Origin of the sequence: Caenimonas sp. SL110, assembly GCF_001044395.1 — a bacterium.
Classification (GTDB): Bacteria; Pseudomonadota; Gammaproteobacteria; order Burkholderiales; family Burkholderiaceae_C; genus Ramlibacter.
In genome coordinates, this window is sequence record NZ_JANU01000002.1 from 102,250 (window position 1) to 128,975 (window position 26,726).

26 protein-coding genes, 1 pseudogene and 1 riboswitch are annotated in these 26,726 nt (G+C 63.5%); of the genes and pseudogenes, 12 read left to right on the forward strand and 15 right to left on the reverse strand.

Going from position 1 to position 26,726, the window contains the following annotated elements:
• Window positions 1-66 precede the first annotated feature (66 nt).
• A complete protein-coding gene (locus AQ12_RS01165) occupies window positions 67-975 on the forward strand; it encodes a LysR family transcriptional regulator ArgP (protein WP_048438004.1) in 909 nt (302 codons plus the stop codon).
• 18 nt (window positions 976-993) lie between these two features.
• Here the strand turns inward: AQ12_RS01165 and AQ12_RS01170 are convergent, their stop codons facing one another.
• The 3 genes from AQ12_RS01170 to AQ12_RS01180 all read right to left on the reverse strand — a co-directional run bounded on the left by AQ12_RS01170 (window position 994) and on the right by AQ12_RS01180 (window position 3,718).
• Complete coding sequence (locus AQ12_RS01170) at window positions 994-1,551, reverse strand: hypothetical protein (protein ID WP_238587617.1); 558 nt, start codon at window positions 1,549-1,551, stop codon at window positions 994-996.
• A gap of 143 nt (window positions 1,552-1,694) precedes the next feature.
• Window positions 1,695-2,555, reverse strand: a complete 861-nt coding sequence (locus AQ12_RS01175) for a metallophosphoesterase (protein WP_048438005.1) — start codon at window positions 2,553-2,555, stop codon at window positions 1,695-1,697.
• Window positions 2,556-2,557: 2 nt separating this feature from the next.
• Window positions 2,558-3,718 (reverse strand): PAS domain-containing sensor histidine kinase, encoded by a 1,161-nt coding sequence (locus AQ12_RS01180; protein WP_048438006.1) that lies wholly within the window; start codon window positions 3,716-3,718, stop codon window positions 2,558-2,560.
• Window positions 3,719-3,870: 152 nt separating this feature from the next.
• Here AQ12_RS01180 and AQ12_RS22910 point away from each other — a divergent pair, with 152 nt between their 5' ends.
• Window positions 3,871-4,047 (forward strand): hypothetical protein, encoded by a 177-nt coding sequence (locus AQ12_RS22910; protein WP_161798966.1) that lies wholly within the window; start codon window positions 3,871-3,873, stop codon window positions 4,045-4,047.
• Here the strand turns inward: AQ12_RS22910 and AQ12_RS01185 are convergent.
• A complete protein-coding gene (locus AQ12_RS01185) occupies window positions 4,044-5,009 on the reverse strand; it encodes a LysR family transcriptional regulator (protein ID WP_082151357.1) in 966 nt (321 codons plus the stop codon). The genes AQ12_RS22910 and AQ12_RS01185 overlap by 4 nt on opposite strands.
• Window positions 5,010-5,122: 113 nt before the next feature.
• On the opposite strand from AQ12_RS01185, the gene AQ12_RS01190 reads away from it, so the two are divergent.
• The 3 genes from AQ12_RS01190 to AQ12_RS01200 are packed head-to-tail and all read left to right on the forward strand — an operon-like array spanning window position 5,123 to window position 6,026.
• A complete protein-coding gene (locus tag AQ12_RS01190) occupies window positions 5,123-5,563 on the forward strand; it encodes a hypothetical protein (protein WP_048438007.1) in 441 nt (146 codons plus the stop codon).
• A 15-nt stretch (window positions 5,564-5,578) separates the two neighbouring features.
• The gene (locus tag AQ12_RS01195; RefSeq protein ID WP_048438008.1) at window positions 5,579-5,767 is read left to right on the forward strand and encodes a hypothetical protein; all 189 of its coding nucleotides are present in this window, start codon (window positions 5,579-5,581) and stop codon (window positions 5,765-5,767) included.
• A 52-nt stretch (window positions 5,768-5,819) separates the two neighbouring features.
• Complete coding sequence (locus AQ12_RS01200) at window positions 5,820-6,026, forward strand: hypothetical protein (RefSeq protein WP_048438009.1); 207 nt, start codon at window positions 5,820-5,822, stop codon at window positions 6,024-6,026.
• Window positions 6,027-6,119: 93 nt separating this feature from the next.
• On the opposite strand, the gene AQ12_RS01205 is transcribed toward AQ12_RS01200, so the two are convergent.
• The 4 genes from AQ12_RS01205 to AQ12_RS01215 form a co-directional block, all read right to left on the reverse strand.
• Complete coding sequence (locus tag AQ12_RS01205) at window positions 6,120-7,970, reverse strand: phosphoenolpyruvate carboxykinase (GTP) (RefSeq protein WP_048438010.1); 1,851 nt, start codon at window positions 7,968-7,970, stop codon at window positions 6,120-6,122.
• Window positions 7,971-8,304: 334 nt separating this feature from the next.
• Entirely contained in the window at window positions 8,305-8,460 is a 156-nt protein-coding gene (locus AQ12_RS23080; RefSeq protein ID WP_193387942.1) for a hypothetical protein, read from the reverse strand.
• Between the two features lie 56 nt (window positions 8,461-8,516).
• Window positions 8,517-8,945 (reverse strand): PaaI family thioesterase, encoded by a 429-nt coding sequence (locus tag AQ12_RS01210; RefSeq protein WP_238587618.1) that lies wholly within the window; start codon window positions 8,943-8,945, stop codon window positions 8,517-8,519.
• Window positions 8,945-10,144 (reverse strand): threonine ammonia-lyase, encoded by a 1,200-nt coding sequence (locus tag AQ12_RS01215; protein WP_048438011.1) that lies wholly within the window; start codon window positions 10,142-10,144, stop codon window positions 8,945-8,947. Before AQ12_RS01215 ends, AQ12_RS01210 begins: the two co-directional genes overlap by 1 nt.
• Before the next feature lie 122 nt (window positions 10,145-10,266).
• Between AQ12_RS01215 and AQ12_RS01220 the strand changes: the two genes are divergently transcribed.
• Window positions 10,267-12,567 (forward strand): ATP-binding protein, encoded by a 2,301-nt coding sequence (locus AQ12_RS01220; protein WP_048438130.1) that lies wholly within the window; start codon window positions 10,267-10,269, stop codon window positions 12,565-12,567.
• 33 nt (window positions 12,568-12,600) lie between these two features.
• Here AQ12_RS01220 and AQ12_RS23390 read toward each other — a convergent pair.
• A pseudogene (locus tag AQ12_RS23390) lies at window positions 12,601-12,780 on the reverse strand (DUF6356 family protein); the annotation flags it as partial.
• Between the two features lie 82 nt (window positions 12,781-12,862).
• Between AQ12_RS23390 and AQ12_RS01225 the strand changes: the two are divergent.
• Window positions 12,863-13,324: an Lrp/AsnC family transcriptional regulator gene (locus AQ12_RS01225; protein WP_048438012.1), complete on the forward strand. Its 462-nt coding sequence runs from the start codon at window positions 12,863-12,865 to the stop codon at window positions 13,322-13,324.
• Window positions 13,325-13,469: 145 nt separating this feature from the next.
• Here AQ12_RS01225 and recQ read toward each other — a convergent pair whose 3' ends face one another.
• Complete coding sequence (recQ, locus tag AQ12_RS01230) at window positions 13,470-15,338, reverse strand: DNA helicase RecQ (protein ID WP_048438013.1); 1,869 nt, start codon at window positions 15,336-15,338, stop codon at window positions 13,470-13,472.
• 60 nt (window positions 15,339-15,398) lie between these two features.
• On the opposite strand from recQ, the gene AQ12_RS01235 reads away from it, so the two are divergent.
• Both AQ12_RS01235 and AQ12_RS01240 read left to right on the forward strand, forming a co-directional pair.
• Window positions 15,399-16,475 carry a homocysteine S-methyltransferase family protein gene (locus tag AQ12_RS01235; protein ID WP_048438014.1) on the forward strand — a complete coding sequence of 359 codons (1,077 nt, stop codon included), beginning with the start codon at window positions 15,399-15,401 and terminating at the stop codon, window positions 16,473-16,475.
• Between the two features lie 217 nt (window positions 16,476-16,692).
• Window positions 16,693-17,142, forward strand: coding sequence for an Lrp/AsnC family transcriptional regulator (locus AQ12_RS01240; protein WP_048438015.1), 450 nt, complete (start codon window positions 16,693-16,695; stop codon window positions 17,140-17,142).
• Between the two features lie 164 nt (window positions 17,143-17,306).
• On the opposite strand, the gene AQ12_RS01245 is transcribed toward AQ12_RS01240, so the two are convergent.
• Window positions 17,307-17,915: a GNAT family N-acyltransferase gene (locus AQ12_RS01245; protein ID WP_048438016.1), complete on the reverse strand. Its 609-nt coding sequence runs from the start codon at window positions 17,913-17,915 to the stop codon at window positions 17,307-17,309.
• 165 nt (window positions 17,916-18,080) lie between these two features.
• Here AQ12_RS01245 and AQ12_RS01250 point away from each other — a divergent pair, with 165 nt between their 5' ends.
• The gene (locus AQ12_RS01250) at window positions 18,081-18,941 is read left to right on the forward strand and encodes a ThiF family adenylyltransferase (protein ID WP_048438017.1); all 861 of its coding nucleotides are present in this window, start codon (window positions 18,081-18,083) and stop codon (window positions 18,939-18,941) included.
• Here AQ12_RS01250 and AQ12_RS01255 read toward each other — a convergent pair.
• Window positions 18,916-19,203: a hypothetical protein gene (locus tag AQ12_RS01255; protein ID WP_048438018.1), complete on the reverse strand. Its 288-nt coding sequence runs from the start codon at window positions 19,201-19,203 to the stop codon at window positions 18,916-18,918. The genes AQ12_RS01250 and AQ12_RS01255 overlap by 26 nt on opposite strands.
• 39 nt (window positions 19,204-19,242) lie before the next feature.
• A complete protein-coding gene (locus AQ12_RS01260) occupies window positions 19,243-19,899 on the reverse strand; it encodes a cyclic nucleotide-binding domain-containing protein (RefSeq protein ID WP_082151346.1) in 657 nt (218 codons plus the stop codon).
• A gap of 13 nt (window positions 19,900-19,912) precedes the next feature.
• Window positions 19,913-19,990: riboswitch (S-adenosyl-L-homocysteine riboswitch) on the forward strand.
• A 51-nt stretch (window positions 19,991-20,041) separates the two neighbouring features.
• Here AQ12_RS01260 and metH point away from each other — a divergent pair.
• Both metH and AQ12_RS01270 read left to right on the forward strand, forming a co-directional pair.
• On the forward strand, window positions 20,042-22,798 hold the full coding sequence (metH, locus tag AQ12_RS01265; RefSeq protein ID WP_082151347.1) for a methionine synthase: 2,757 nt from the start codon (window positions 20,042-20,044) through the stop codon (window positions 22,796-22,798).
• 194 nt (window positions 22,799-22,992) lie between these two features.
• Entirely contained in the window at window positions 22,993-23,961 is a 969-nt protein-coding gene (locus AQ12_RS01270; RefSeq protein WP_082151348.1) for a YihY/virulence factor BrkB family protein, read from the forward strand.
• Here the strand turns inward: AQ12_RS01270 and AQ12_RS01275 are convergent.
• Window positions 23,868-25,070, reverse strand: coding sequence for an MFS transporter (locus tag AQ12_RS01275; RefSeq protein ID WP_048438134.1), 1,203 nt, complete (start codon window positions 25,068-25,070; stop codon window positions 23,868-23,870). The two genes, AQ12_RS01270 and AQ12_RS01275, sit on opposite strands and share 94 nt — an antisense overlap.
• 22 nt (window positions 25,071-25,092) lie before the next feature.
• Complete coding sequence (locus AQ12_RS01280) at window positions 25,093-26,622, reverse strand: YifB family Mg chelatase-like AAA ATPase (protein WP_048438019.1); 1,530 nt, start codon at window positions 26,620-26,622, stop codon at window positions 25,093-25,095.
• Window positions 26,623-26,726 lie beyond the last annotated feature (104 nt).

The window sequence follows — 26,726 nt, forward strand, 5'->3', positions numbered from 1 at the left end:
GGCCAGCTGAACAGTGAAATTAAACTCTCGCAAAAAGCATCAGCTTGACTAATGAACGAGGGATGAATGAGCACTTTTGATCCGGACGCGCTGGAATGCCTGGCGGCCATCGTGGAAGAGGGCGGCTTCGAGCGCGCGGCGCAGCGGCTGTCCATCACGCAATCAGCCGTGTCGCAGCGCCTGCGCGCGCTGGAGGCGCAGGTGGGAACGGTGCTCATCGTGCGCAGCAGGCCGCTCAAGCCCACATCAGCCGGGCATCTGCTGCTCAAGCACACCCGCCAGATCCGCTTGCTGCGCGCCGACCTGGAGCGCGACCTGAAAGAGCTGGCGCCCAGCTCGATAGGCGGCGGGCGCGAAGAAGAGCGCGTCTCCATCGCCATCAATGCCGACAGCATCGCGACCTGGGCCCTGCCTGCACTGGGTGAGCTGGCACGGCAGGGACTGCCGATGGAGATCATTGCGGACGACCAGGACTTCACGCAGGAGTGGCTTCGCGAAGGGCAGGTGCTGGGCTGCGTGACCACGCTCAGGCAGGCGCTGCGCGGATGCAAGGTCTTGCCCCTGGGCGCGATGCGCTATGTGGCGGTCGCTCACGCGGAGTTTGCGAAGGCCAGGTTGTCCAGGGGCCTGGACGCCCACAATTTCCGGGAAGTGCCATTCATCGCGTTCAATCGCAAGGACGACATGCAGTGCGAGTTCGTCAGCCACGCGTTCGGCCTGAAGCGCGTTGCATTGCACCAGGTGTTCGTGCCGAGTTCCGAGGGGCAGGTGCGTGCCGTCTTGGCCGGCTGGGGCGTGAGCGTGGTGCCCGAGTTGCTCGCCAGCGGATTGATCCAGCAGGGGCAGCTGGTCAACGTGGCACCGGAGCACGCGCTACCGATCCAGCTGTACTGGCACTGCTGGAATCTCGAATCGGACGTGCTGGATGTGTTGACCGCTGCGCTGGTCCAGGCGGCGCGCGAGGCGCTGGCCTGAAACGGCCACCGCGCGGGTTCAGTCGTTGCGGGCGAGCAGCGTTTCGCGCAACGCCTGCGCCTTGGCTTCGTCGTAGTGGCCCTCGGCGCGCGCAAGCACCTTGCCTTCGCGGTTGAGCACAAGAACCGACGCATGGTCGCTGCTGGAGATGCCGGCTGCGCGGATGAATGCTTCGCGATTGGTGAAGACCGGCACGAGTCGGCTGCGGTCCCTGGGCGTGGGATGCCGCTCCAGCAGGGTGTTCTCGATGGCGGCTCGCTTGGTCTCGTCACCGGGGTCATTGATGACGGGCATGCGAATCCACGCGATGCTGGAGTTACTGTCGAGTTGCAGCCCCTTGATCCAGCTGTTGATCTCTTCGCGCTGGTTGCGGGTGTAGGCCACCAATGCCAGCGTGCGATCGGCAGAAAGGCCGCTGGGCACGACGACGCGCGTCTGGTCGAGGCGCTTTGCCGTGAATGAAGGCACTTGCCCCATGACGATGGTTTCTGAAGGCCCGGCAACGGCGAGCACGAGCGCGGCTGACGCGGCCGCGAGCCAGGCCAGCGTCGGTGTCCACATTGTTCTTTTCATCATCGCCTCACTGATCCACAGTGTTTCACGGGGCTTGCGAAAAGGTGCATCGCGCTTGTAAAGACCACAACCGATTTGTAGGTGGAGGTAACGCGAATGGTGCACCCGGCTCGCACTGCTCGCCGCACGCAAGATGCGCGCCGCGTTCAGTTGGGGGCGGCTGTGGATGAGCTGACGTTGGCGGTTGCCTGCGGCACTTCGATGAGCAGTTGTTCCCGAAATCCCGCCTGCTCGCCTTTGGCTGCATAGCCCAGCGTGTTGGCCACCACGCGGCATCCTCCCGCGACGTAGTCGTGCTGGCAGTGCAGATGGCCGTGAAGCCACAGCTGTGCCCTGGGCAGCAGGTCGTCCAGCGCATTGCAAAAACCGGCAGTGCCAGGTGTGAGCCCGTAGCGCGGATCGGCGCTCTGCAGCGTCGGCGCGAAATGCGTCACCACCACGGTGGTGCCATCGAAGGGCGATTGCAGTGCGCTGCGCAGCCAGGCTTGTGACTCAAGGGCGACCTCGCGCCATTGTTCAGCAAGCAGGGGCTCGCCGCGCCGCGTGCTCGCCGCCTTGCGCAGATAGAAGTTGGCTGCGCGAAACGCCTTGTCCCGCTTGCGCAGGATGGCGGCCGGACCGGGCTGGGCGCGGTCTTCGTCGGTCACCAGCGCGTCGAAGTCGGCCCACAGCGTGGTGCCGATGAAGCGCACCTTGTCCACCTGCACGACTTCCTTCTCCAGCCAGGTGATCCCCAGCCGTTCGCAGGTCTGGCGAAGCCGTGCATGCGTCTCGTCGAAGTCGAGCCCGTCGTACTCGTGATTGCCGGGGACGAACAGGACGGGGACGGGCCATCCGTTCTCGGGCGAGAAGCGCCCAAGGCCGAAATCGGCGTCGGCGAGCAGGCTGCCGTTTTGATACGAGCCGATGTCACCGGCCAGCACGAGCAACTGCGCCCCCGGCGCTGGGTGCGGCACGAAATGCGGGTGCACTTCGAGGTGAAGGTCGGAGAGAAGCTGGATCTTCATCGTCACTGGCCTGCGGCAATGGGTGCGTGCAGCCTGACGCGAAAGGTGGTGCCGGCGCCTGCGCTGCTGTCGATCTCGATGGCGCCGCGATGCAGGTCCACACACTCCTTCACGATGTGCAGCCCGATCCCGGTGCCCTGGATGTTGCCGACGTTGGTGCCCCGGTGAAAACTCTCGAAGAGCCGCGGCAGGTCCGCCGCCGGAATCCCTATGCCGCGATCGGTGACGGCCAGGTGCAGGCTATCCCCCTGGGCGCTGACGACGCAGGTCACTTCGCTGTCGGCGGCTGAATATTTCAGCGCGTTGCCCAGCAGGTTGACCAGGATGTGGCTCACCAGCTCTTCATCGACCAGCCGGCGCTGCTCGACGCCTTCGCATTGCATGGCGATCCGCCGGGCCTGCGGGTGGGCCTGGTCCATCCCGGATGCAACTCTCACGAGCAGTTGCGACACATCGTGCGGACGCGGCTCGAACTCGAACTTGCCCGATTCGAGGCGACTCGTCAGCAGTACCTGCTCGACCATCTGGTTGAGCCGGCCGACTGCGCTCTTGACCTGCTCCGCGATCTCCTTGCGCTCCTCGTCAGGCAAGCGCGAGCCGTAGTCGCCCAACAGCTCGACCGAAGACAGGATGGCCGCCAGCGGGGTGCGGAACTCATGCGAGGCGACCGCGACAAAGCGTGACTTCAACTCCGACAGTTCGCGCTCGCGCGCCAGGGCAGCCCGCATTTCCTGGTCGATGCGCCTGCGCTCGGTGACATCGGTCAGGAAGTTCAGCGTCGCCGGCGCGTCCTGCCACCGGAAGACCACCGCGCTGATCTCCAGCCAGCGGACGCTGTCATCGCGATGGATCACGCGAAACTGGTAGTAGTTCTCCACCGGCTCGCCGCGCAGGCGCTTGAGATGGTTGCCCAGCACACGCTCCCGGTCGTCAGGATGGATGAACTCGATGAACGGCCGGGATCGCGCCGTCTCGTCATCCAGGCCGGTGAGTGCGAGCGCCTTCGGATTGGCGTAAAGAATGCGCCCCGCCGCGGTGACCAGGATGCCTTCGTTGACGTTCTCCACCACCTGGCGGTACTTGGCTTCTGACTCGGCCAGCGCGCGTTCGGCTGCCTCGCGGCGCGAAATATCTGATCCGGGAGCCGATGCGAGAGCTGTCATCCAGCGAGCATACCGGCAGCGATCACATGCCAGCCCCCGGTCCAACCCATGCCGGACCGGCATGACCGATCGCCCGAATTCGGCTTGAAAGCCTAGGGAAAACCCTTATTCTTTGGGCATCTATCCGAAAGCGCCTTCCCGCGCGACACAGCATGTACTCCCTGATTGCCCAGATTTTCCGCAAGATTCCCATCACCAAGAACAAGTCCCGCAAAGGCGGAGTGCCGCGCTCCTTATTGGAAAGCGCAGAAGCGCGCGCTGGCTTCGGTTCCGCCCAAGTCAACGAAATGCGGCAAGCGGCATTCGCCTACCTGCGCGTGGTCCGCTAATCCCCGACGGCTCCAAACGCACCCATCGCCGCAGCGGCGACGGCCAGCCGCAGCCATGCGTGGTCGCTTCGGGTGCCTTGCCGGCGATGCCAGAGCGAGTCGACATGCACAGGCGGCACCTCGAACGGCAGGTCGCGCAGGACCAGGTCGTTGGCCATTCCGGTCACCGATACAAAGTGCCTCGGCAGCACCGTGAGCAGGTCCGACGCCGCCACTACGCGGCCGGCGGTGAAGAACTGGTTCACCGTCAGAACGATCCGCCGGGTGCGTCCGAGCGACGCCAGTGCCTCATCAATGAACCCGAACGGCTTGCCCGAAAAGCTCACCAGCAGGTGGTGCGCCTCGCAGTAGCGTTTGAGCGTCATCGGGCCGCGAGCCAGGGGATGGCCGGTGCGCATCACGCAGACATATTCCCCGCTGTAGAGCCTCTGGTGGTCGAAAGCCGACATCCCGGCCTGCTGTTCCTGCGAAGTCAGGTCGGCGAGCACGGCCGGGAAATACCCGACGGCCAGGTCCATCTGCCCCTCGTCAAGCAACGCGCGCGGGTCGCGGGTCAGCAGGGGCAGCACGCGCATCGAGACGCCCGGTGCGTCGCGCTCGATGATTTCCACCAGGCCCGGCATCAGCTTGGCCGCTGTGGCGTCTGCCATCGCCAGCACAAAGGTGTTGTTGGCCTCGGAGGCGGTGAAATTGCCCGGCGTGAGCGACGCCTCCATCTGGCGCAGCGCCTCTGCAATGGCCGGCCAGAGCGACATGGCCCGGGGCGTCGGCTCCACGCCGTAGCCGCTGCGCACCACCAGCTTGTCGCCAACGGCATCGCGCAGGCGGCTGAGCGCATTGCTCACCGCCGGCTGCGTCATGTGGAGGTTGCGCGCGGCGCGCGTGAGGTTGCGCTCGGACATGACTTCGTCGAAGACGCGAAGCAGATTGAGGTCCAGTGTCCTGAAGTTGGGGCTATTAATCACTGTGGTGAATGATAGCCATCACTAATCTAAATTGGATATATATCAGTGATAACCCTAGTATTGCCGAACGCGATTGGTAATTTCACCTCGCGAACGAAGGGAAAGAAACCATGACTGCATTTGCCCATGTGGACCATCCCGCCGAACATCCCGGCGTGATTCGCGCCGAGCGTGTCGCCGAAAGCGTGAAGAACATCGCCAATCGGCTGGACAGCGCCCGCGCCAACGCCAGCATGCTGCTCGCAGCAATCGTCGCCGCCTTGCTGGTGGCTGCCAACCAGGTCGTCGACACCTGGACCGAAGGTCACCTGCTGGGTGCCTGGATCGTGATGTGGACCCTGGCTTTTGCGGCGCTTGCCCTGCTGGCCGGACCCGCTCAGCGTGCCGCTCTCTCGATGCGCGCCGGTTACGCTGGCTTCAAGGCCGCCCGCAAGCAAGCTGCCGAAGACCAGAAGCTCTGGGATGTCGCACTGACCGATGCCCGCGTCATGGCTGACATCAGCCGGGCGATGTCCGCAGGCGCGTCGCGCGACCTGAAGAACTATTTCTGAAACCAGGCCGACGAAATGACTGCCGCAGTCCACATCTCCTGGTTTGCCGGCGTCGTGCGGCTGATGCCTGCGACGCTGCGAAGCGCGCTTGACGCCTGGTCCTATCGCATCGCGATGGAGCATGCAGAACGCCGTCGCAACGCGGGCAAGGCCCCCGTCGTTCCACCGCCGACCGACTACCAGGTCCGGCCCTGGCGCGATTGAATCCGCCGCTGAACAACTGACTGAACCGAATCAAATCTCGAAGGAAAACATCATGACCACTCTTTCACACAGCAATCGCATCGCCCAGCATCCCGGCGTCGCCCGCTTCGAGCGCGTGGCCTTTGCGGCCAAGGCACTCGCCCACGACATTGGCGGCATCTTCACGAACTGGACTGCCGCCCGTCGCGAACTGACCGAAGTCAGCCGCAAGGCGAAGCTGGCTCAACGCTCGCAGCGCCTGATTCGCACGGCCATCTGAACCTGCTGACCCAGGGGCAGCACAGGTTGCGCCCCAATTGAAAAAGCCACCGCATGCGGTGGCTTTTTGCATGGCGCGAGGCCGCGCAGGCGGTCAGGCGGCCAGGCGCTTTTCGATGCGGGTCAGCGTCTCGTCGAGCTCGCGCGGCAGGCGGTGTTCCAGCTGCTTGAAGAGCTCCGCGTGCAGCTCCAGTTCTTTCTCCCAGACTTCCTTGTCCAGGCTGATGACGCTGTCGAACTGGCTGGCAGTGAATTCCAGGCCGGCCCAGTTCAGGTCTTCGTAAGCGGGGCTCACGCCAAACACGTGATCGGTGCCGCTGGCGGTGTCTTCAATGCGGTCGATCATCCACTTGAGTACGCGCATGTTCTCGCCGTAGCCCGGCCAGACAAACTTGCCATCTTCGCCCTTGCGGAACCAGTTGCTGGTGTAGATGCGCGGCAGTGTGGCGCCTGTCTCTTCGAGCTTCTTGCCCATGTTGAGCCAGTGCTGGAAGTAGTCGGACATGTTGTAGCCGGCGAACGCAATCATCGCGAACGGATCGCGGCGCACGACGCCCACCTGGCCGGTGATGGCGGCCGTGGTTTCCGAGCCCATGGTCGCGGCCATGTAAACGCCTTCGACCCAGTTGCGTGCCTCGGTAATCAGCGGCACGGTGGTGGAGCGTCGGCCACCAAAAATGAAGGCATCGATCGGCACGCCGGCCGGGTCGTCCCATTGCGGGTCGAGCGCCGGGTTGTTGGTGGCGGCCACCGTGAAACGGGCGTTGGGGTGCGCAGCCTTGGCGCCGGTTGCCTTGGCGATCTCCGGCGTCCAGTCCTTGCCTTGCCAGTCGATCGCGTGTGCAGGCGGCTCGCCCATGCCTTCCCACCAGACATCGCCGTCATCGGTGAGCGCGACGTTGGTGAAGATGACGTCCTTGTTCAGGCTCGCCATGCAATTGGGATTGGTCAGCGTATTGGTGCCCGGTGCCACGCCAAAATAGCCTGCTTCGGGGTTGATCGCATACAGGCGGCCATCGGCGCCCGGCTTGATCCAGGCGATGTCGTCGCCGATCGTGGTGACCTTCCAGCCGTCGAACCCAGCCGGCGGAATCAGCATCGCGAAGTTGGTCTTGCCGCATGCCGAAGGGAATGCCGCCGCGACGTGGTACTTCTTGCCCGCCGGGTTGGTGACACCCAGGATCAGCATGTGCTCGGCGAGCCAGCCTTCATCGCGGCCCATGTTGGACGCGATGCGCAGCGCGAAGCACTTCTTGCCCAGCAAGGCATTGCCGCCGTAGCCGGAGCCATACGACCAGATCTCGCGCGTCTCGGGGTAGTGAACGATGTACTTGGTCTTGTTGCAGGGCCAGCTGACGCTTTTTTCGCCAGGTTGCAGCGGCGCACCGACGGTGTGCACGCAGGGCACGAAATCGCCATCGACGCCCAGCACGTCATACACGGCCTTGCCCATGCGCGTCATGATCTTCATGTTGACCGCGACGTAGGCGCTGTCGGAGAGTTCGATGCCGATGTGGGCGATGGGCGAGCCGAGCGGACCCATCGAGAACGGCACCACATACATCGTGCGGCCACGCATGCAGCCGTCAAAAAGCGGTTGCAGCGTTGCGCGCATTTCGGCGGGCGCCATCCAGTTGTTGGTCGGGCCGGCTTCTTCGCGCTTTTCGCTGCAGATGTAGGTGCGGTCTTCGACGCGGGCCACGTCCGACGGGTCGGAGCAGGCCAGGAAGGAGTTGGGGCGCTTGGCCTCGTTGAGCTTCTTGAAGGTTCCGGCGTCCACCAGCAACTGGCACAGGCGGTTGTATTCCTCGTCGCTGCCGTCGCACCAGTGAATGCTGTCGGGTTTGCAAAGGGCGGCCATGTCGGCTACCCACGCGATCAGTTTCGCGTTCTTCACGTAGGCGGGCGTGCTCAAGTTCAGCCCCTGCATCACGGGAGAGTTCATCCAAAGCTCCTAAAGTAAAAACCTGATTTCAGGAGGACGCAGGGCTCGGGACGGCTGTGACGAGCGCGCGCCCTTTTGAAATCGGGCTTGGCGCAGTCGGCGGGCGGGTGCTGCAGGGTGAGCAGCATGAGGATCGTGAAGGATGTTCCACGGGTCCGCGGGTCGGCTGGGAAACTGATTTTAGGGACGCCGCAGGGGTCCTGCCTTACGCTTTGGCGGAAAACAATGCAAAACTTGCATAGGGTTATGCATGCAAGCGTATGACCCCAAAACGCCGAAAGCCGCCCGAAGGCGGCTTTCAGTGGCGTTGGCGGCTAGCCGCCGGGCTGCGGCTTCAGGCCATGTAAACAGCAATAAACGCCAGCAGGAACATCAGGACGCCGCCCATCAGGGGCAGCACGATGGGCATCATCGGAACGATGGCTTCGACGCCATCCTGGGGCTCGGGCTTTTCTTCGCCGTGGCTGTGGCGCGCTTCGGGGCTGGACATGGTGCTTCCTTGAGGATTCTTCGGGGTTGCGGGATTTTAGCGTGTGAACGGCACGGTCAAAGAAGCGCGTAGGTCACGCTGGCCCGGCTCACGCTCTTGCCGTCGTCGGCACCCCTCAGGTCGATTTCGCCGAAAGCCAGCGACTTGCCGGCGCGGATCACCCGGGCCTGCACCAGCGCGTCCTGGTTGGACAGGGGCTTGAGGAAGCTGCTGTTCATCTGCACCGTCGTGCAAGGGCGAAACTCGCCGAACTGGTTGATCAGCGCCAGCACCATCGCCGTGTCCGCCGCCGCCATCATGGCCTGGCCGCACAGCATCCCGCCGACACGCGAGAGCTGGTCGTTGCTTGGAAGCCGTAGCGTCACGCTGTCGGTGTCGAACGATTCCACCGCCAGCCCCAGCGCCTGCACCCACGGCGCGAAATATTGCGCCAACGCGCCTTGCAACACTTCAATGTTCATCTGCTCATTCATTTGCTGACCCATCATTGCTCCTCGGCCTGAAAGCCGCCTTCATGCAGGGCATCCAGCACGGCGCGGATGTGATCCCGCCCTCGCGTCTGGATCACGAGTTCAATCTCGACGTTTTGTGCTGCCAGCACGGTGAAGGCGCGCTGGTGATGCACCTCGTCAATATTGGCGCCTGCTTCGCTCACGATAGCCGTGATGCGAGCGAGCGACCCCGGCACATCGCGCGCGCTGACCCGCACCCGTGCCAGTCGCCCGGCCCGCACCATCCCGCGCTCCAGGATCGCCGCCAGCAGCAAGGGGTCGATGTTGCCCCCGCCCAGCACCAGCCCCACCCGCTTGCCGCGAAACCGCTCGGGGTATTTCAGCATCGCGGCAAGGCCCGCAGCCCCCGCGCCTTCGACCAGCGTCTTTTCGATCTCCAGCAGCATCACGATGGATTGCTCGATGTCGCCCTCATCGACCAGCACCAGGTCGTCCACCAGCTTCTCGATGATCTCCTGCGTGATCTTGCCGGGCGTGCCCACGGCAATGCCCTCGGCGATGGTGCTGCCGCCCTGGGGAAACGACTCGTGCTTGACCGCGTTGAACATGTTGGGAAAGCGCAGTGTCTGCACGCCGATGACCTCGATGCCCGGCTTGAGCGCCTTGACCGCAACCGCGATGCCTGCGATCAGGCCGCCACCCCCCACCGCGACAACGATCGTGTCCAGCTCGGGCACCGCGCGCAGCATCTCGATGCCCACGGTTCCCTGGCCGGCGACGATGGCCTCGTCGTCATAGGGGTGCACAAATGTGAGGTCGTCGCGCGCGGCCAGTTCAAGCGCATGCGAGCGCGCTTCGTCCAGCGTGTCGCCATGCAGCACGACCTCGGGGCCGAAACTGCGGGTGCGCTCCACCTTCACGCCGGGCGTGAAGCGTGGCATCACGATGGTGGCCTTCATGCCCAGGCGTTGCGCGTGATATGCCACGCCCTGCGCGTGATTGCCGGCGCTCATCGCAATCACGCCGCGCGCCTTTTCTGCATCGCTCAGCTGGACCAGCTTGTTGCACGCCCCGCGTTCCTTGAACGATGCGGTGAACTGCAGGTTCTCGAACTTCAGGAAGACCTGCGCGCCGGTGATCTGCGAGAGCGTGCGTGACTCCACGCAGGGCGTGTCGAGCACCTGGCCTTCCAGGCGTTGGGCAGCGGCGCGGACGTGGGACAGATCGATCATGGGCCGTGATTGTCCGCGCTAAAAAGCGGGGAAAGCCATGTTTTCGCACAATGCACGTCTTCCATGTAGCATGAAGCCGCGTTATCGTCATCATGCGCCGTCAGGTGCTGGAGGCTTTCCGGATGGTCAAGCGATCGGCCGATTTGCAGCTACTCCCCTCACCGGGCCTCAAGGGCGCGCCGGTGCTGGACCTGATGTGTTCGCACTTTGTGTTGACGCTCGCGGCCAAGCAGGGCGGCAAGTTCAATGTGCGGCGCGACTTGAACGGCCTGTTGTCGCTCGCAGGGCGGCATCTGGTCTGGCCCGCACCGGCCCTGGCAAGGCTGCGAGAGTTTCTCGGGCGGCGGTGCAAGGACAACGAGTTCTGGCGCAACCATGAGCAACTGGACACGCAGGAGTTTCTCGACCGGCACGGCGTCTGGCGCGGCCCGTATGAAGAGGGCACGCTCTTTTTCTATCTGGACGAATACGCCAAGGACCAACCCAAGGATCTGCTGTCGGTGCTCTCGGTCACTGGCGACTGGCTCACCAATGCGCTGAAGAAGCATTCGACCCTGGTCGAGAAAAACATCGACGCGCTTTCGGGCCTGCTGCAACTCAACAAGGCCGAGCGCGCGCTGCTGCTGTACGGCACGCTCGCGCGCTACCAGCGCGACCTGCGAAGCATCCTGGTTGAATTCAAGGTGAACAACGCCCCCGAAGCCTATGCGGCCATCGCGGAAATCGCCGGTGTGAATGCGACCGAGGTGGGCGAAGCCTTGCGCGCAGGCTCACGGCTGGAACGCATCGGCCTGGTAGAAAACCTGATCTCCGAGCACAACATCACCGACCTGGCCGACCTGATGAAGGTCAGCGAAAAACTGCCGCCGGTGCTGATGCGCGAATACCGCGACCAGAATGAATTGATGGCGGTGTTCACGCGGCCGTCCGCCAAGAGTGCGCTCGCATTGAACGACTTCAGTTTTGTCGATGAAGACGCGCAGGTGCTGTGCTCGCTGTTGCGCAATGCGGTCGCGCGCAAGGAGGCCGGCGTCAACGTGCTGCTGTACGGGCCGCCCGGCACCGGCAAGACAGAACTGGCCAAGGTGGTCGCGCAGGCGGCGAACCTGGAACTATTCGAAGTGGAATATGCAGACCGCGACGGCAACTCGCTATCGGGCCGCGACCGCTATCGCTCGCTGCAGATCGCGCAGGTGTTCCTCAAGGGCAGCGCACAGGCTGCGTTGCTGTTCGACGAAGTGGAAGATGTCTTCCCTCCGATCTCCAGCGAGGCCGCGCAGATCATGGCGCGCGCCGAGCAGGTCGCCATGCCGCAAAGCAGCAGCGTGAGCGGCAAGGCATGGGTCAACCAGATCCTCGAATCGAATGCGGTGCCCACGATCTGGGTCACCAACCGCATCGAGCAGATCGATCCGGCGTTCCGGCGGCGTTTCGCCTATCACCTCGAACTGAAATCGCCGCCGCCAGGCGCGCGCGAAGGGCTGGTGCGCAAGACGCTGGAAGGTGTGCACGTCTCCGATGCGTTCGTGGACAAGCTCACGGCCCGCAAGGGGCTCACGCCGGCGCAGATCCGCACGGCGGTTCGATTCGCGGGCCTCGCGAGTGACGAGCCTGCAACGATGGAGAGCCTGATCGAGCGGCAGTTGCGCAACTCCGATGAAGCGTTGGGCAACCGCCCGCAAGATGCGGGCGCGCGGCCTAGCGTCACGACCTATGACCTGGACATGCTGAACGTGGAGACGCGATTCGAGATTCCGCGCATCGTGGAGGCGCTGCGCGCACGCGGCCACGGAACCTTGTGCTTCTACGGAGCGCCCGGCACCGGCAAGACGGCGCTGGCCGAGCACATCGCAAAGAGCCTGGACAAGCCCTTGCTCATCAAGCAGGCGAGCGATCTCATGAGCAAGTTTGTCGGTGAGACCGAACAGAACATGGCTGCGATGTTCCGTGAGGCGGAGACAGAAAAAGCGGTGCTGTTGCTCGACGAGGCAGACAGCTTTTTGCAGGACAGGCGCGGTGCGCAGCGCACCTATGAAGTAACCGAAGTCAACGAGATGCTCCAGGGCATGGAGCGATACAAGGGGATTTTTGTTTGCACCACCAACCTGCTGGACCGCATCGACCAGGCGGCGCTGCGCAGGTTCACCTTCAAGATCAAGTTCATGCCGCTGACCGCCGCGCAGCGCGAGAAGATGTTCGTGACCGAAGCGCTGGGCGGAGACGAGACGCTACTGAGCGCCGATGCCCGTGCGCGCCTGAAGCGGCTGGAGCAGCTTTGCCCGGGTGATTTTGCCGCTGTGAAGCGCCAGGTCGACATCCTCGCGGCTGAGTTCAGCGTTGATGAATTCCTCGAACAGCTGGAAGCGGAACATCGCATCAAGCCCGAGGTCCGCGAAGCGCGGAGCATGGGTTTCGTTCAGTAGCGTCATCACCTCCGTCCGCTTTCTTGCCATCACCCGCTTGTGAAGCCGCACGATGGTGCGGCTCGCAGTGTTGGTGCACAGCGATGGAAAGACCGCGTGCACGAGCGCGGCTGCCGATCCAAGCAACATGCTGCCCGCGAACGACAGGGCGGTGCCCATGTGCTGCCAGTAGCTTTCGCCAACGCTTTTGGGGTGTCTGGTGAAGATGTTCATGGATGGAAGTCTAGGGACGGGGCTGGAGAAAAGGCTTGCAAAATAGTGGCTCAAACTGCCTTGAAACTAGAAAATTATTCTCATGGACAAGAAAGACTTGAAGATACTTTCCATTCTGCAAAAGAATGGGGCCACGCCGATCGCGGAGCTTGCCGAGGCGGTCGGCCTGTCTTCCACGCCGTGCTGGCGGCGCGTGCAGAAGCTGCAGGACGACGGCGTGATCCGTGGCCACGTCGTGCTTTGCGATGCCGCAAAGCTGAACGTGGCGGTGACGGTATTCGTTTCGCTGCGCACCAGCCAGCACAGCGATGCGTGGATGAAGAAGTTCATGCAAGGCACGCGCGACATCCCCGAGATCGTGGAGATCTACCGCATGAGCGGCGACATCGACTACCTGCTGAAAATCGTCGTGCCGGATATTGCGGGCTACGACGCGGTGTACAAGCGGCTGATCAAGTCGGTGGACCTGCAGGACGTGAGTTCGAGCTTTGCGATGGAGGTCCTGAAGTCCACGACGGCGTTGCCGCTGGATTACGTGCAGTAGCCGCTTCGCGGTGGATGCCGGATCAGGTCCGGCATGACAGTCATCGGGCTGTCATTGCGGACTCGATCCGCAATCCATGACTTCGACGGCCTTGCCCGCTGCGCGGTGGATGCCGGGTCAAGTACGGCATGACAGTCATCGCAAGCTAGCCGACCTGCGCCACCACCCGCAGCACGTGCTGGCCATACTTCTCCAGCTTCGTCGCGCCAATCCCGCTGATCCCTTGCAGGTCGCCCAGCGACTGGGGCGACATCGCGGCGATCGCGGCCAGCGTCGCGTCGTGAAAGATCACATACGCGGGCAGGTTGTGTTCACGCGCAATTTCCGCGCGCCAGGACTTGAGCGCCGCGAACCGGTTGGCTCCGTCTACCGTGAGACCCGCTGCGGCAACCGGTGCGCGCGCCTTCTCCGTCGTCCGGCGACGACGTGATTCCGACGGCTGTGAAACCGACTCGCGCAATCGCACTGCCATCTCGCCCTTGAGCACCGCGCGCGATCCTTCGGTCAGGCGCAGCGTGTTGAATGCCTCGCTGTCCACCGACAGCGAACCCGTCGCAATCAGCTGCCTGAGCACACCGCGCAGTTGCACCTCGCTGAACTCCGCGCCGATGCCGAACGTGCTCAGGCTCTCGTGCCCGAACTGCTTGACCTTCTCGGTTGCCTTGCCGCGCAGGATGTCCATGATGTGGCCCGCGCCGAAGCTGATGCCGCTTTGCTGCTGCACCCGGTAGATGGTCGACAGCAGCTTGCGCGCGGCATCGGTGCCATCCCAGACGGCGGGAGGGGCGATGCAGTTGTCGCAATTTCCGCAGGGCGTGCTCGCCTCACCGAAGTAGCCCAGCAGCCGCACGCGCCGGCAATCGGTTGCCTCGGCCAGCGCCAGCAGCGCATCGAGCTTGCCGCGCATCACCTGCTTGAACTCTTCGCCTGCCGGGCTCTCGTCGATCATGCGGCGCTGGTTCACCACGTCCTGCAGGCCGTACGCCATCCATGCATCGGCAGGCAAACCGTCGCGACCGCCGCGCCCCGTCTCCTGGTAGTAGCCCTCGATGTTCTTGGGCATGTCCAGGTGCGCGACAAAGCGCACATCGGGCTTGTCGATGCCCATGCCGAACGCAATCGTCGCCGACATCACGATGCCTTCTTCGCGCAGGAAGCGGTCCTGGTTTGCCTGCCGCACTTCGGGGTCGAGCCCCGCGTGATAGGGCAGGGCGCGAATGCCCTGTTCGCTCAGTGTGGCGGCAATCTCTTCGACCCGCTTGCGCGTCTGGCAATAGACGATGCCTGCATCACCTTCGTGCTCGCGCTCGATGAAGCGCAGCAGCTGCGCGGTCGCTTCCTTCTTCTCGACGATGGTGTAGCGGATGTTGGGCCGGTCGAAGCTGCTGATGAACTGGCGCGCTTGACCGAGCTGCAATCGCTCGACGATGTCGGCGCGCGTGATGTCGTCGGCGGTGGCGGTGAGCGCCATGCGCGGCACATCGGGATAGCGCTCGTGCAGCACGGTGAGTGCGCGATATTCCGGCCGGAAGTCGTGACCCCACTGGCTCACGCAATGCGCCTCGTCGATAGCGAACAGCGCAAGCCTGCCCTTCTCGTGCATCGCCTGCAGCTGCGACAGGAACCGGGGCGTCGTCACGCGTTCAGGCGCGGCATAGACGAGCGTCACTTCGCCGCGCAACATGCGCTTTTCGACGTTGCTCGCTTCTTCCATCGAAAGCGTCGAATTGAGAAACGCCGCATCGACGCCGGCTTCATGCAGTGCGCCGACCTGATCGTGCATCAGCGCAATCAGCGGCGACACGACGATGGTCACGCCGCGCCCGGCACGCTGGCGCGCAATGGCAGGGATCTGGTAGCACAGCGACTTGCCGCCGCCGGTGGGCATCAGCACAAGTGCATCACCCCCGGCAATGACGTGATCGACGATGGCGGCCTGGGGACCCCTGAAGTGTTCGTAGCCGAAGACTTCGTGCAGGATCGCGGCGGGTTGGGCGTTGGCGGTTGAAGACAAGATGGGCCTATTGTCCGCAACTCCATGGGTGCTGGACTTTGTTCCTACAATGCCCTCACCATGAAACCCATCGTGTACACCCGTGGCCAGGCGCTGGCCGACATCCTGGAGCAACGCATCGCCATCCTCGACGGCGCGATGGGCACGATGATCCAGCGTTTCAAGCTCACCGAGGCCGACTACCGAGGCATGTCGAGCGCGACCCCGGCAGGGGCTCGCGACCGATTCAAGGACCATCACAAGGACCTGCGCAACAACGGCGACCTGCTGAGCCTGACGCGTCCCGACGTGATCCGCGACATCCACGAGGCGTACCTTGCCAGCGGCGCGGACATCCTGGAAACCAACACCTTCGGTGCGACCAGCATTGCGCAGGACGACTACGACCTGGGCTACCTCGCCAAAGAGATGAACCTGGCATCCGCCAAACTCGCGCGGGCGGCTGCCGACAAGTTTTCCACGCCAGACAAGCCGCGATTCGTGGCTGGCGCTCTCGGCCCCACACCCAAGACCGCCAGCATCAGCCCCGATGTCAACGACCCGGCCGCACGCAACGTCGATTTCGAGAAGCTGCGCGCTGCGTACTACGAGCAGGTCGAAGGCCTGGTCGAAGGCGGCTCTGACCTCCTGCTGGTGGAAACGATTTTCGACACGCTCAACGCCAAGGCGGCGCTGTTTGCCATCGACGAGTACTTCGTCAACACCGGGGAGCGGCTGCCCATCATCATCAGCGGCACCGTGACCGATGCCTCGGGCCGCATCCTGAGCGGCCAGACCGTGACGGCGTTCTGGTACAGCGTGCGGCATGCGCAGCCGCTGGCCATCGGACTGAATTGCGCGCTGGGCGCTGCGTTGATGCGACCCTATATCCAGGAGCTGGCGCGTGTTGCGCCTGACACCTTCATCAGCTGCTACCCGAATGCGGGACTGCCCAATCCGATGAGCGAAACCGGATTCGACGAAACCCCCGAGGTGACTTCGCGCCTGTTGCGCGAGTTCGCGGCCGAGGGCCTGGTCAACATCGTCGGCGGCTGCTGCGGCACGACGCCCGATCACATCGGCGCCATTCGCGAGGCGGTGCAACCGCTGGCCGCACGCTCGCGACAGCGCGAGTTCTTCTACAAGGAAGCGGCCTGAGGCTTTTGGCCCGGCGCCGCACCTTCTTTCGATCAATCAAGCTGGCTGGCGGGCGGTAACCCGCCAGCCACTTGTTTTTCCGCCTGACCGGTAGGTCCCTTGGAATGCTCCAAGTGTGGCGGTCACGCGTCCAAAAGTCTTCCCGAAGTTTCCGTGGTTTGCAACCCAAACAGCAAAACTTCCTGAATTGATGGGATCAAGCAGATAATCCATCGACATGGACGCAATCGACCGGAAAATATTGACAGTTCTGCAGGCCAATGCCCGCGCCAGCCTGCAGGAGATCGGGCAGGCCGTCGGCCTGTCCACTTCGCCGTGCTGGGAGCGCATCCGCAAGATGGAGCTCGGCGGCGTGATCGAGGGCTACACGGTGCGCCTGTCCGCCCAGGCGCTGGGGCTGGCGGACACCGTGCTGGTGCAGGTCACGCTCGATAGCCACTCGGACAACACGCTGGAAAAGTTCGGCGAGGTCCTGGCGGCGATCCCGGAAGTGATCGAGGCCTACCTGGTGTCGGGCGACTATGACTACCTGCTGCGCGTGGCCGTCAAAGACACGCGTGATTACGAGCGCTTGCTGCGCGAGAAGCTCTACAAGATTCGCGGCATCCGCCACAGCAAGTCGAGCTTCGTGCTGCGCACGCTCAAGAAGGCCGATCTTCCGCTGTAGAGCAGCGCCAACGCAGCAAAGCGGCCCGATCAAGGGAAGTTCCTGATTTTCGGGCACGAGTCGTGCTTGTAAGCTGGGGTCTCTTCGGTTGGGCGCTTATTTGCAAGTTTCTTCTGCCCGACCCACTCGCATCCCCCGGAACGGGAAGGTTCCGGGGGATTTTTTCATGCCGCGATCGAACAGAGCGGTTTGGGGGCGCCTGCCAGGGTGCTGACAGGTGTTGCATACGGGGTGACGCTTCCCGAAAACTGCGATTCGGGACCTATCTGCCGCGAGTTGATGTGGTCTCGATTCAACAGCCGGACCAGTGACCTCTCGCTTGCCGCTATCAGTTGCGTAACACCGAGCAACCTCGCCGTTCGAAAGAGTTCGCGGTAAAGCTGCAAAGCCACTTTGGTGCCGGAGTGATCGCCACGATTGCGACTCATAACCAAGCGGCTGACTTCTGCCGAACGCAGCGGTGCCCGTCGAATTGCGTCGAGCTCTTGTGGATAGAGCGAGCAATAGCGCAGCAGGGGAAATCCATGATTGCCGTGCAGCACCAATCTCACGGCGGCAGTGATGCACCCAGATGTGTCGACTGCACAGTAGTGGATGGAGCTGTCGTCGAATTCATCCGATTCGCGCCCTTCTGGGTAGCGGCTTGCATCCAGGAAATTGCGTTCGACGCAATACACCTGATATCGAAGCCGCTGGATCTGGTCAAAGAGGTTCGTGTCGACGTCGGCTCTGCGAATTTCCAGTGCGTGTGGTCGAGTGACAAATGTTTCCATGGCGGCTCCGAATGAACTGAAGGTGAACTCAGCCTATCGATGCACACCCGAGCCGCGCACTTGTTCGTTCGTCTCGTCGAGACCTCTAATCACCCAATACCTTTGGCCCGCTGTCGAAGCGCACGTTCGTCCCTACTCTTGTAGAGAACACCAGCCGAGGATGTCATGAGCAGCGATTTTTCCTACGCCACGCACACAGTTCGCAATCGTGGCTACATTGCTGCGCCGACCCAGGCTTCAATACGCGAGTCGACCCTGCTCATTGCCGGCTGCGGCATTGGCAGCTCCGTGGCGGTGGCTGCGACGCGGATGGGCTTCGAAAAATTCATCCTGGCCGACGGCGATGTCGTCGATGCACACAATCTGAATCGGCAGTTTTACAGCTTCGCAGATGTGGGAAAACCAAAGGTCAAGGCTTTGGAGTCGGCGATTGTGGCCATCAATCCCGCTGCATCAGTGACAACCGTTCAGGCGCATCTGGATGCACAGAACACGAGAGCCGTCGTTGCGCAGTCCGATCTCATCGTAGACACAGTCGATTTTCTTGATCTGCCGGCCATTTTGCGGCTTCATGACGAAGCACGGGCGCAGCACAAACCGATCGTGACGGCATTGAGTGTGGGCTTCGGCGCTCTGGTCTGGTACTTCCCGTCCGGCTCTAAAACCAGTCTGCGCACGATGCTACAAGCCGACATGGACCCGCTTGACGGCACCGCTTCGTACGCAAAAGTATTCAGCAAGTTCTTCGGTCGCCTTAGCGGATCAATGGACACTGAAGTCGTTGACAACGTGAGTGAAGTGATCGTGCGGATGCGCAGCGGCGAGCCTTGTCCCGCATCGCAGGTCGTCGTGGGTAGTTTCGGCATCGCCGCGTTGGCGCTGTCGATGATCCGGGACATTTACTCTGGCACTCCGGTGCCGCAAGCGCCAACCATGGTTTTTCATAGCTTCGGCACACATCGAACAGAGATGATCGACGTGGCTGTCCTCTCTGCCCCAGCTAGTCCTGACCTTCAACCTCGATGACGCCATCGCAGACGTTGTTGGTGAACGCCAGCGCGATATGGAATCCGACCCGCTTCCACTCCAGGATCTCGCGATTGGGCGCGGTCCGGCTTCGGTGGCCGGGTTTGCCGACCAGTTTCAGGATTTCGTCGAGCGTTCGGCCCGTTAATGGTGCGAGACGCTTGAACCGGTTCTTCAGGCGGGCGGCCCGGACCGCGCAGATGAACGCGATCATGATCGACAGGACGACGAGATAGGCCAGGAGTGCTGCGAATGTGGTCACGCCGGGCAGTTTATCCGCAGGACCTCTGACCAGCCCAATCTAGTGGTGCAAGGCCTCGTGCTCCATCAGCTCATGGATCTCTTCGTTCATCGCCTGGGTCAGCTGCGAATAGAGCTTGAGCTTGTCCTGCGTGTCGCGCATACGCTGCGCAATCCGCAACGAGATCGCCATCATCAGCTTGGCCGCCGTGCGCGGGTCTTCGTCCAGCAGTTCATTGAGCGCCTCTCGCGTGAGCATGGCGCAGCGCAGGTCGTTCATCGCGATGCAGGATGCAGAACGCGGCGCGCCGTCGAGCAACCCGATCTCGCCGATGATGCTGCCGGGGCCGAGCACGGTGGCCGTGATGGGCTCGCTGCGGCTCACCACGATGTTTTCCACGGTCACTTCGCCGTGCAGCACGAGCAGCATGAAGTCGGTGTTGTGGGCATCGCCTTCGCGGATGAACGTCCGGCCCTGCGGAATGCGGCAGGGCTTCATGAATGACACCACCCGCAGCGCCTCCTGCATGCTCAGCTGCATGAGTGCACTGGGCGCGCACAGCATTTGGGCGGCGCGCTCGGCCGAATTCGACCCGGCGATCTTGCGCCGCCGGTCCCTGGCCTGGCGCGATTCCACGAAGTCCGGCGCAGGGTTGCGACCGAACAATCGCCCCAGCAAACCGGGCAGCGGATGGCGGATGGCGTCGTGGTGGTGCATTTAGAATGAATGCTATTTCAAGGAGCGCTGCAGCCCCTAGGCCGATTGCCTAAGGGCCAGGCTTGAAAATACCTAACCGCGCTCACCTTCAGGTTTTTGTCATGGCCGGCCGCAGCCGGTTTGCAAGCAAGGTGAGACAGTCATGAGCGCCATCCCCGACCCCGCGGTTTCTTCCCACGCAGTTCCTCGTCATGTGCCCCCGATGAAGTTGTCCGGCCTCGAGCCGGTATCCATCGATCGCGGCACCCTGTTCGTCAACGTCGGTGAACGCACCAACGTCACCGGCTCCAAGGCCTTCGCCCGCATGATCCTCAACGGCCAGTTCGAGGAAGCACTTGCGGTGGCACGCCAGCAGGTCGAAAACGGCGCGCAGGTCATCGACATCAACATGGACGAAGCCATGCTCGACAGCAAGGCCGCCATGGTGCGATTCCTGAACCTGATTGCGAGCGAGCCCGACATCGCGCGTGTCCCGATCATGGTGGATTCGTCCAAGTGGGATGTCATCGAAGCGGGCCTGCGCTGCATACAGGGCAAGGGCATCGTCAATTCGATTTCGATGAAGGAAGGCGTGGATGCCTTCCTTCATCAGGCGCGCCTGGTCAAGCGCTACGGTGCAGCCGCCGTGGTGATGGCCTTCGATGAAAGGGGCCAGGCCGACACCTACGAGCGCAAGGTCGAAATCTGCGAGCGCGCCTACCGCCTGCTGGTCGACGAGATCGACTTTCCGCCCGAAGACATCATCTTCGACCCCAACATTTTTGCGATTGCCACCGGCATCGAAGAGCACAACAACTACGCCGTCGATTTCATCAACGCGACACGCTGGATCAAGGCGAACCTGCCGGGCGCCAAGGTGTCGGGCGGCGTGTCGAACGTGAGCTTCTCGTTTCGCGGCAATGACCCGGTGCGCGAAGCGATCCACACGGTCTTTCTCTATCACGCGATCCAGGCGGGCATGGACATGGGCATCGTCAACGCCGGCATGGTCGGCGTGTACGACGAGCTGGAGCCTCAGTTGCGCGAGCGCGTCGAAGACGTGGTGCTCAATCGACGCCCCGATGCGGGCGAGCGTCTCATCGAGATTGCAGAGTCCGCAAAAAGCGGCGCAAAGGACGAGACCAAGAAGAACGAATGGCGAGGCGGCACCGTGCAGCAGCGCCTGTCTCACGCGCTCGTCGCCGGCATCACCGACTTCATCGTCCCCGACACCGAAGAGGCCTACCAGGAGATCCTCGCCAAGGGCGGCCGGCCGCTGCATGTGATCGAAGGCCCGCTCATGGCCGGCATGAATATCGTGGGCGACCTGTTCGGGCAGGGCAAGATGTTCCTGCCGCAAGTGGTGAAGTCCGCGCGCGTGATGAAGCAGGCCGTGGCCCACCTCATCCCCTACATCGAAGAAGAAAAGCGGCTTCAGGCCGAAGCGGGCGAAGACGTCAAGGCCAAGGGCAAGATCGTCATCGCCACGGTGAAGGGCGACGTGCACGACATCGGCAAGAACATCGTCACCGTCGTGCTCCAGTGCAACAACTTTGAAGTGGTGAACATGGGTGTGATGGTGCCCTGCCACGAGATCCTGGCGCGCGCCAAGGTCGAAGGCGCGGACATCGTCGGTCTCTCGGGGCTGATCACGCCTTCGCTCGAAGAGATGCAGTACGTCGCCAGCGAAATGCAGAAGGACGATCACTTTCGCATCCGCAAGATTCCGTTGTTGATCGGCGGCGCAACAACCAGCCGCGTCCACACCGCCGTGAAGATCGCGCCGCATTACGAAGGGCCTGTGGTCTATGTGCCCGACGCTTCGCGCAGCGTGAGCGTGGCGCAAGGTCTGCTGTCGGACCAGGCGGCCAAATACATCGCCGAGGTCAACGCCGACTACGACAAGGTCCGTTTCCAGCACGCCAACAAGAAGCAGGTTCCGCTGTGGCCGCTGGCCAGGGCGCGCGCCAACAAGACGCCGATCGACTGGTCAGCTTACACACCGCCGGTTCCCAAGTTCATCGGCCGCCGTGTGTTCAAGAACTTTGATCTTGCTGAGCTGGCGAAGTACATCGACTGGGGCCCGTTCTTCCAGACCTGGGACCTGGCCGGTGCCTTCCCGGCGATCCTGAAGGACGAGATCGTGGGTGCCGAAGCGCAGCGGGTGCTGTCCGACGGCAAGCGCATGTTGCAGCGACTGGTCGAGGGCCGCTGGCTCACGGCCAATGCGGTGATGGGCCTGTGGCCTGCCAACACAGTCAACGACGACGACATCGAGCTATACACCGACGAGTCACGCAGCCGCGTGGCCATGACCTGGTACGGCATGCGCCAGCAGAGCGAAAAGCATGTGGTTGAAGGCGTGATGCGCCCGAGTCGCTGCCTGGCCGATTTCGTCGCGCCCAAGGGCGTGGCTGCGGACTATGTGGGCGCGTTTGCGGTCACGGCGGGGCTGGGTGTGGACAAGAAGGAGCAGTACTTCCTGGCCGACCATGACGACTATTCCGCGATCATGCTCAAGGCGCTGGCCGATCGTCTGGCCGAGGCGTTCGCCGAGGCGCTGCATCACCGCGTTCGCACGGACTTGTGGGGTTACGCGGCGGGCGAGGGGCTCAGCAACGAGGAAATGATCGCCGAGAAATACCGCGGTATTCGTCCGGCGCCCGGCTATCCGGCGTGCCCGGACCACAGCGTCAAGCGTGAACTGTTCGAATTGCTGCAGGCGCAGGACGCGGACATGGGCCTGACCGAAAGCCTGGCGATGACGCCGGCGGCCAGCGTGAGCGGCTTCTACCTGGCGCACCCGGACAGCACGTATTTCAGCGTGGGAAAGATCGGCGAGGATCAGTTGCAGGATCAGGCCGCGCGGCGCGGGGCGGATGTGAAGTTGCTGGAGCGGCTGCTCGCGCCGAATCTCTGACCTCTTCGAGGGGAAGGGCCGCTGCGCGGTGGATGCCGGATCGAGTCCGGCATGACAAGTCCGGCTGTCATTGCGGACTTGATCCGCAATCCATGCATTCAAGGCTGCTGGCACGACAACAGGGGCGCTAGTCCTACCTCTTCGCTCGTGCTCTTCCTATGGGCGGTAGCCCAACCGGCACTTATGGTGCAACCATGCCCGACATCGCCTCCCACCTTCCCGCCTGGATCCGCAACCTCGCCACGCCCGCACGCCCGCTGATTCGCGCGGGCCAGCTCTGGAGGGACGCAGGTGGTGCCCAGATGAGCGCGGCCATGTCGTTCTACGGCATCCTGAGCCTGGCGCCCTTGCTCATCGTCATGGTTGGCATCCTGGGCTGGTGGCTCGATCGGGACGTGCTCGAACGCGGCCTGGTCGCACAGATCGCGTCCTTGGTCGGTGACCAGGGCGGCGCACTCATCAAGGACGCCCTGGCCAGCGCCAAGAAGCCTGCCGAAGGCATCGTCGCCACGCTGATCGGTTTTGCCGTGCTGCTCTTCGGTGCAACCGGGGTGTTCGGCGAACTGCAGGAAGCACTCCAGCGTCTGTGGTTGCACGGCACAGAGGCCGGCGCCAGGCAGAAGTGGTGGCACACGGCGACCCTGCGGTTGCGAGGCGTCGGCTACATCCTGGCCTTCGGCTTCATGCTGCTGGTGTCGCTGGTCATTTCCACCCTGCTGGGCCTGTTCTCCGGCTGGGCGGGCGGGATGCTGGCACTGGAAACCCTGCTGCGCGTCGTCAATGAACTGATCGCCTTCCTGGTTTGCGCGGGCCTGTTTGTTGCCCTGATGCGAATCAGCTCCGGGCCCAAGCCCCGGATGCGTTTCATCGTGATCGGCGCATTCGTCGGCGCCATCCTGTTCACCATCGGCAAGCAGTTGCTGACTGCGTATCTCTCCACCGCCGCTGTCGTTTCGGCGTACGGCGCTGCAGGCTCACTGGTCGTGCTCTTGATGTGGATCTACTTCTCGTCGGCTGTCCTGCTGTTTGCCGCCGGGTGCGCCCGCGCGATGGAAGAAGAGCGCAAGCGTCAGGCCGCTATCAACGACCGCCGTTGTGCCAGCACCAGCGCAAGCACCGATGCGGCGCTCACGCCCAGCATGAGCCACAGTCCCCAGCGGTAACCTGCCTCGGCGCTCCAGAGCACGCCCATCAGGAGCGGTGCGAGGGCGCGCGCGATGGCGATGGGCACGCCCAGCGCACCGTTGAGCGAGGCCACGTGTTCGCGATTGACGTACTGCGCAATCGCCGTCCCCTTGACGATGGTCATCATGCCGTTGCCCAGGCCATAGAGCACCACGAAGAGCACAGCGGCCCAGGGGTGACCCGCGCCCGCGATCAGCGCACCCAGGCCCAGCGGGATCAGCATGGGGATGATCCGGTTGGCCATGTGCAGGTCGAAGTGGTGTTCAAAGAAGTACAGCAGCAGCCGACCCAGCACCTGCAGCACGCCGATGCTCGCGGGAATCGCGATCACCCAGGCTTCGGAAAGACCGGTGCCGCGCAGCAGGCTGATCATGTGCGGCGGCAGCGCAGAGGTGACACCCATCATGCCGACGGCGAACACGCCCAGCAGCAGGAAAGGCGCGCTTCGCAGGTACACCGACGGTGGATGCGATGGCGTCGCGCCGGATGACACCGGCTTCTTGGGCGCACCGCGCAGTTGCATCGCGTGCAGCGGCGCGCAAATGAAAAAGTGAAGTGCGGCCAGCACCCAGAGCGCATGGCGCCAACCCATGGCGTCGATGAGAAAGTGCGACAGCGGAATGAACACCGTGCTCGCCAGGCCACCCAGAAACGTGAGGGTGATGATCGCCCGCCGGAAGTCATGCGGAAAGCGCCGTGTGACGACAGCGAACACCGGGCTGTAGAGCGTGCCGGCCAGCCCCAGGCCGAGCGCGATCCACACCGCATAGAACAAGGCCACGCTGTCGATGAAGCTGTGCGCGACCAGGCATGCGCCCACCAGCAGCGATGCGCCTGTCATCACGGCGCGCTCATGGCCCCGGTCTATCCACCTTCCGATGGGATAGGCGGCGATGCCTTCGGCAAACAGGGCAAGGCTGAATGCCAGCGACGACTGCGCGCGGCTCATGCCCAGTTCGCGTTCCACCGGTTCGAGCAGCAGCGCGAATGTGTAGAACACGCTGCCCCATGTGATGAGCTGCGCCAGCGACAGCCAGCCCACCAGCCGCCGGTCATAGGTCGGCGCGGTGGTGGCTGTTTCGCTCATGCCGCTATCGTACGTGCTGCGGTCAACCCTGCGCAGCCAGCGCGCGCCGATACTGCACCGCCTCGGCCACATGCGCGACTTGCGTGTCGGCCGCGCCCGCCAGATCCGCAATCGTGCGCGCCACCTTCATCACGCGGTGGGTGGACCTTGAACTCCAGCCCAGCCGCGCCGACGCCACGTTCAGGAATTTCGCCGCGGCCTCGTCCAGCCCGGCATGCATGTCGATCTCTTTTCCTTGCAGCGCAGAGTTGGCCTTGTCCTGCCGGCGCGTAGCCCGCTCGCGTGCTTGCTCGCAGCGCTGGCGAATCGTCGCGGTGGATTCGCCAGCGACCGATTGCAGCAACTGGTCGGATGCAATGGCCGGCACTTCCACATGCAGGTCGATCCGGTCCAGTAGCGGGCCGCTCAACTTGCCCTGATAGCGCGCGACCTGGTCGGGCGTGCAGCGGCAGGCCTTCTGCGTCGATCCCCGGAAACCGCAGGGGCAGGGGTTCATCGCACCGACAAACTGGAACCGCGCCGGAAACTCGGCGCGCCGGGCCGCGCGCGAAATGGTGATGGTGCCGGTCTCCAGCGGTTCGCGCAGTGCCTCCAGCGCACCGCGTGCGAACTCGGGCAACTCGTCCAGAAAGAGCACGCCGTTGTGCGCCAGCGAAATCTCGCCGGGCCGGGGTGGCGATCCGCCGCCCACCAGCGCAACCGCGCTGGCCGTGTGATGCGGACTGCAGGTCGGCCGCAGTGCCCAGCGCTCGGGCTTGAACTGACCCGCGAGGCTGGCGATGGCCGCGCTCTGCAAGGCCTCCTCGACCGTCATCGCCGGCAGCAAGCCGGCAAACCGGTGCGCCAGCATCGACTTGCCCGAACCTGGAGGCCCGAGCAAAAGGATGCTGTGACCCCCAGCCGCAGCGATCTCCAGCGCGCGCTTGGCCGCAGCCTGTCCCTTCACATCCGAGAGGTCGAGATAGCTCGCGGCCCCCACCACCGGCTGCGCGATAACGCGGCTCCAGCCGTCCCCCGGTTCGGCGGGTTCATCGCCCGGCAGAAACTGCCCCACGACATCGATCAGGTGCCGTGCCCTCCAGACCTGCGCCTGCGGCACGAGAGCCGCCTCCTCTGCGCTGCCGGGCGGCAGCACCATCTTCGCCGTCCCGCCCCCGGCGTGAACCGCAAGGCTCATGGCGAGCGCCCCGCGTACCGGCCTCAACTCACCCGACAACGACAGTTCGCCCGCGAATTCATGACCGGCTAGCTTGGCTGCATCGACCTGTCCGCTCGCAGCCAGGATGCCCAGGGCGATCGGCAAATCGAAGCGGCCCGAATCCTTGGGCAACTCGGCCGGGGCCAGGTTGACCGTGATGCGCTTGTTATGCGGAAACTCCAGTGCGCTGTTCTGGATGGCGCAGCGGACCCGCTCCCGCGCCTCCTTCACCTCGGTATCGGCCAAACCGACTAGCGTGAAGCTGGGCAAACCGTTGGCCAGGTGCACCTCAACGGTGACTGCGGCAGCCTGCAGCGCCACCAGCGCGCGGCTTTGCACCAAAGACAAGCTCATTATTTTGTTTCTCCCTATTGCGGTGCGTCGAACGCGCCCTGATTCCCGTTGCCGCCGTTTTGCACCAACGCAGTGCGAAATCAGCGACACCTCCGGTGTGACTA

Coding starts and splice junctions, on each gene's coding strand:
- AQ12_RS01165 (WP_048438004.1), top strand. CDS start 67: ATGAGCACTTTTGATCCGGACGCGCTGGAATGCCTGGCGGCCATCGTG.
- AQ12_RS01170 (WP_238587617.1), bottom strand. CDS start 1,551: ATGATGAAAAGAACAATGTGGACACCGACGCTGGCCTGGCTCGCGGCC.
- AQ12_RS01175 (WP_048438005.1), bottom strand. CDS start 2,555: ATGAAGATCCAGCTTCTCTCCGACCTTCACCTCGAAGTGCACCCGCAT.
- AQ12_RS01180 (WP_048438006.1), bottom strand. CDS start 3,718: ATGACAGCTCTCGCATCGGCTCCCGGATCAGATATTTCGCGCCGCGAG.
- AQ12_RS22910 (WP_161798966.1), top strand. CDS start 3,871: ATGTACTCCCTGATTGCCCAGATTTTCCGCAAGATTCCCATCACCAAG.
- AQ12_RS01190 (WP_048438007.1), top strand. CDS start 5,123: ATGACTGCATTTGCCCATGTGGACCATCCCGCCGAACATCCCGGCGTG.
- AQ12_RS01195 (WP_048438008.1), top strand. CDS start 5,579: ATGACTGCCGCAGTCCACATCTCCTGGTTTGCCGGCGTCGTGCGGCTG.
- AQ12_RS01200 (WP_048438009.1), top strand. CDS start 5,820: ATGACCACTCTTTCACACAGCAATCGCATCGCCCAGCATCCCGGCGTC.
- AQ12_RS01205 (WP_048438010.1), bottom strand. CDS start 7,970: ATGAACTCTCCCGTGATGCAGGGGCTGAACTTGAGCACGCCCGCCTAC.
- AQ12_RS23080 (WP_193387942.1), bottom strand. CDS start 8,460: ATGTCCAGCCCCGAAGCGCGCCACAGCCACGGCGAAGAAAAGCCCGAG.
- AQ12_RS01210 (WP_238587618.1), bottom strand. CDS start 8,945: ATGGGTCAGCAAATGAATGAGCAGATGAACATTGAAGTGTTGCAAGGC.
- AQ12_RS01215 (WP_048438011.1), bottom strand. CDS start 10,144: ATGATCGATCTGTCCCACGTCCGCGCCGCTGCCCAACGCCTGGAAGGC.
- AQ12_RS01220 (WP_048438130.1), top strand. CDS start 10,267: ATGGTCAAGCGATCGGCCGATTTGCAGCTACTCCCCTCACCGGGCCTC.
- AQ12_RS01225 (WP_048438012.1), top strand. CDS start 12,863: ATGGACAAGAAAGACTTGAAGATACTTTCCATTCTGCAAAAGAATGGG.
- AQ12_RS01235 (WP_048438014.1), top strand. CDS start 15,399: ATGAAACCCATCGTGTACACCCGTGGCCAGGCGCTGGCCGACATCCTG.
- AQ12_RS01240 (WP_048438015.1), top strand. CDS start 16,693: ATGGACGCAATCGACCGGAAAATATTGACAGTTCTGCAGGCCAATGCC.
- AQ12_RS01245 (WP_048438016.1), bottom strand. CDS start 17,915: ATGGAAACATTTGTCACTCGACCACACGCACTGGAAATTCGCAGAGCC.
- AQ12_RS01250 (WP_048438017.1), top strand. CDS start 18,081: ATGAGCAGCGATTTTTCCTACGCCACGCACACAGTTCGCAATCGTGGC.
- AQ12_RS01260 (WP_082151346.1), bottom strand. CDS start 19,899: ATGCACCACCACGACGCCATCCGCCATCCGCTGCCCGGTTTGCTGGGG.
- metH (WP_082151347.1), top strand. CDS start 20,042: ATGAGCGCCATCCCCGACCCCGCGGTTTCTTCCCACGCAGTTCCTCGT.
- AQ12_RS01270 (WP_082151348.1), top strand. CDS start 22,993: ATGCCCGACATCGCCTCCCACCTTCCCGCCTGGATCCGCAACCTCGCC.
- AQ12_RS01275 (WP_048438134.1), bottom strand. CDS start 25,070: ATGAGCGAAACAGCCACCACCGCGCCGACCTATGACCGGCGGCTGGTG.
- AQ12_RS01280 (WP_048438019.1), bottom strand. CDS start 26,622: ATGAGCTTGTCTTTGGTGCAAAGCCGCGCGCTGGTGGCGCTGCAGGCT.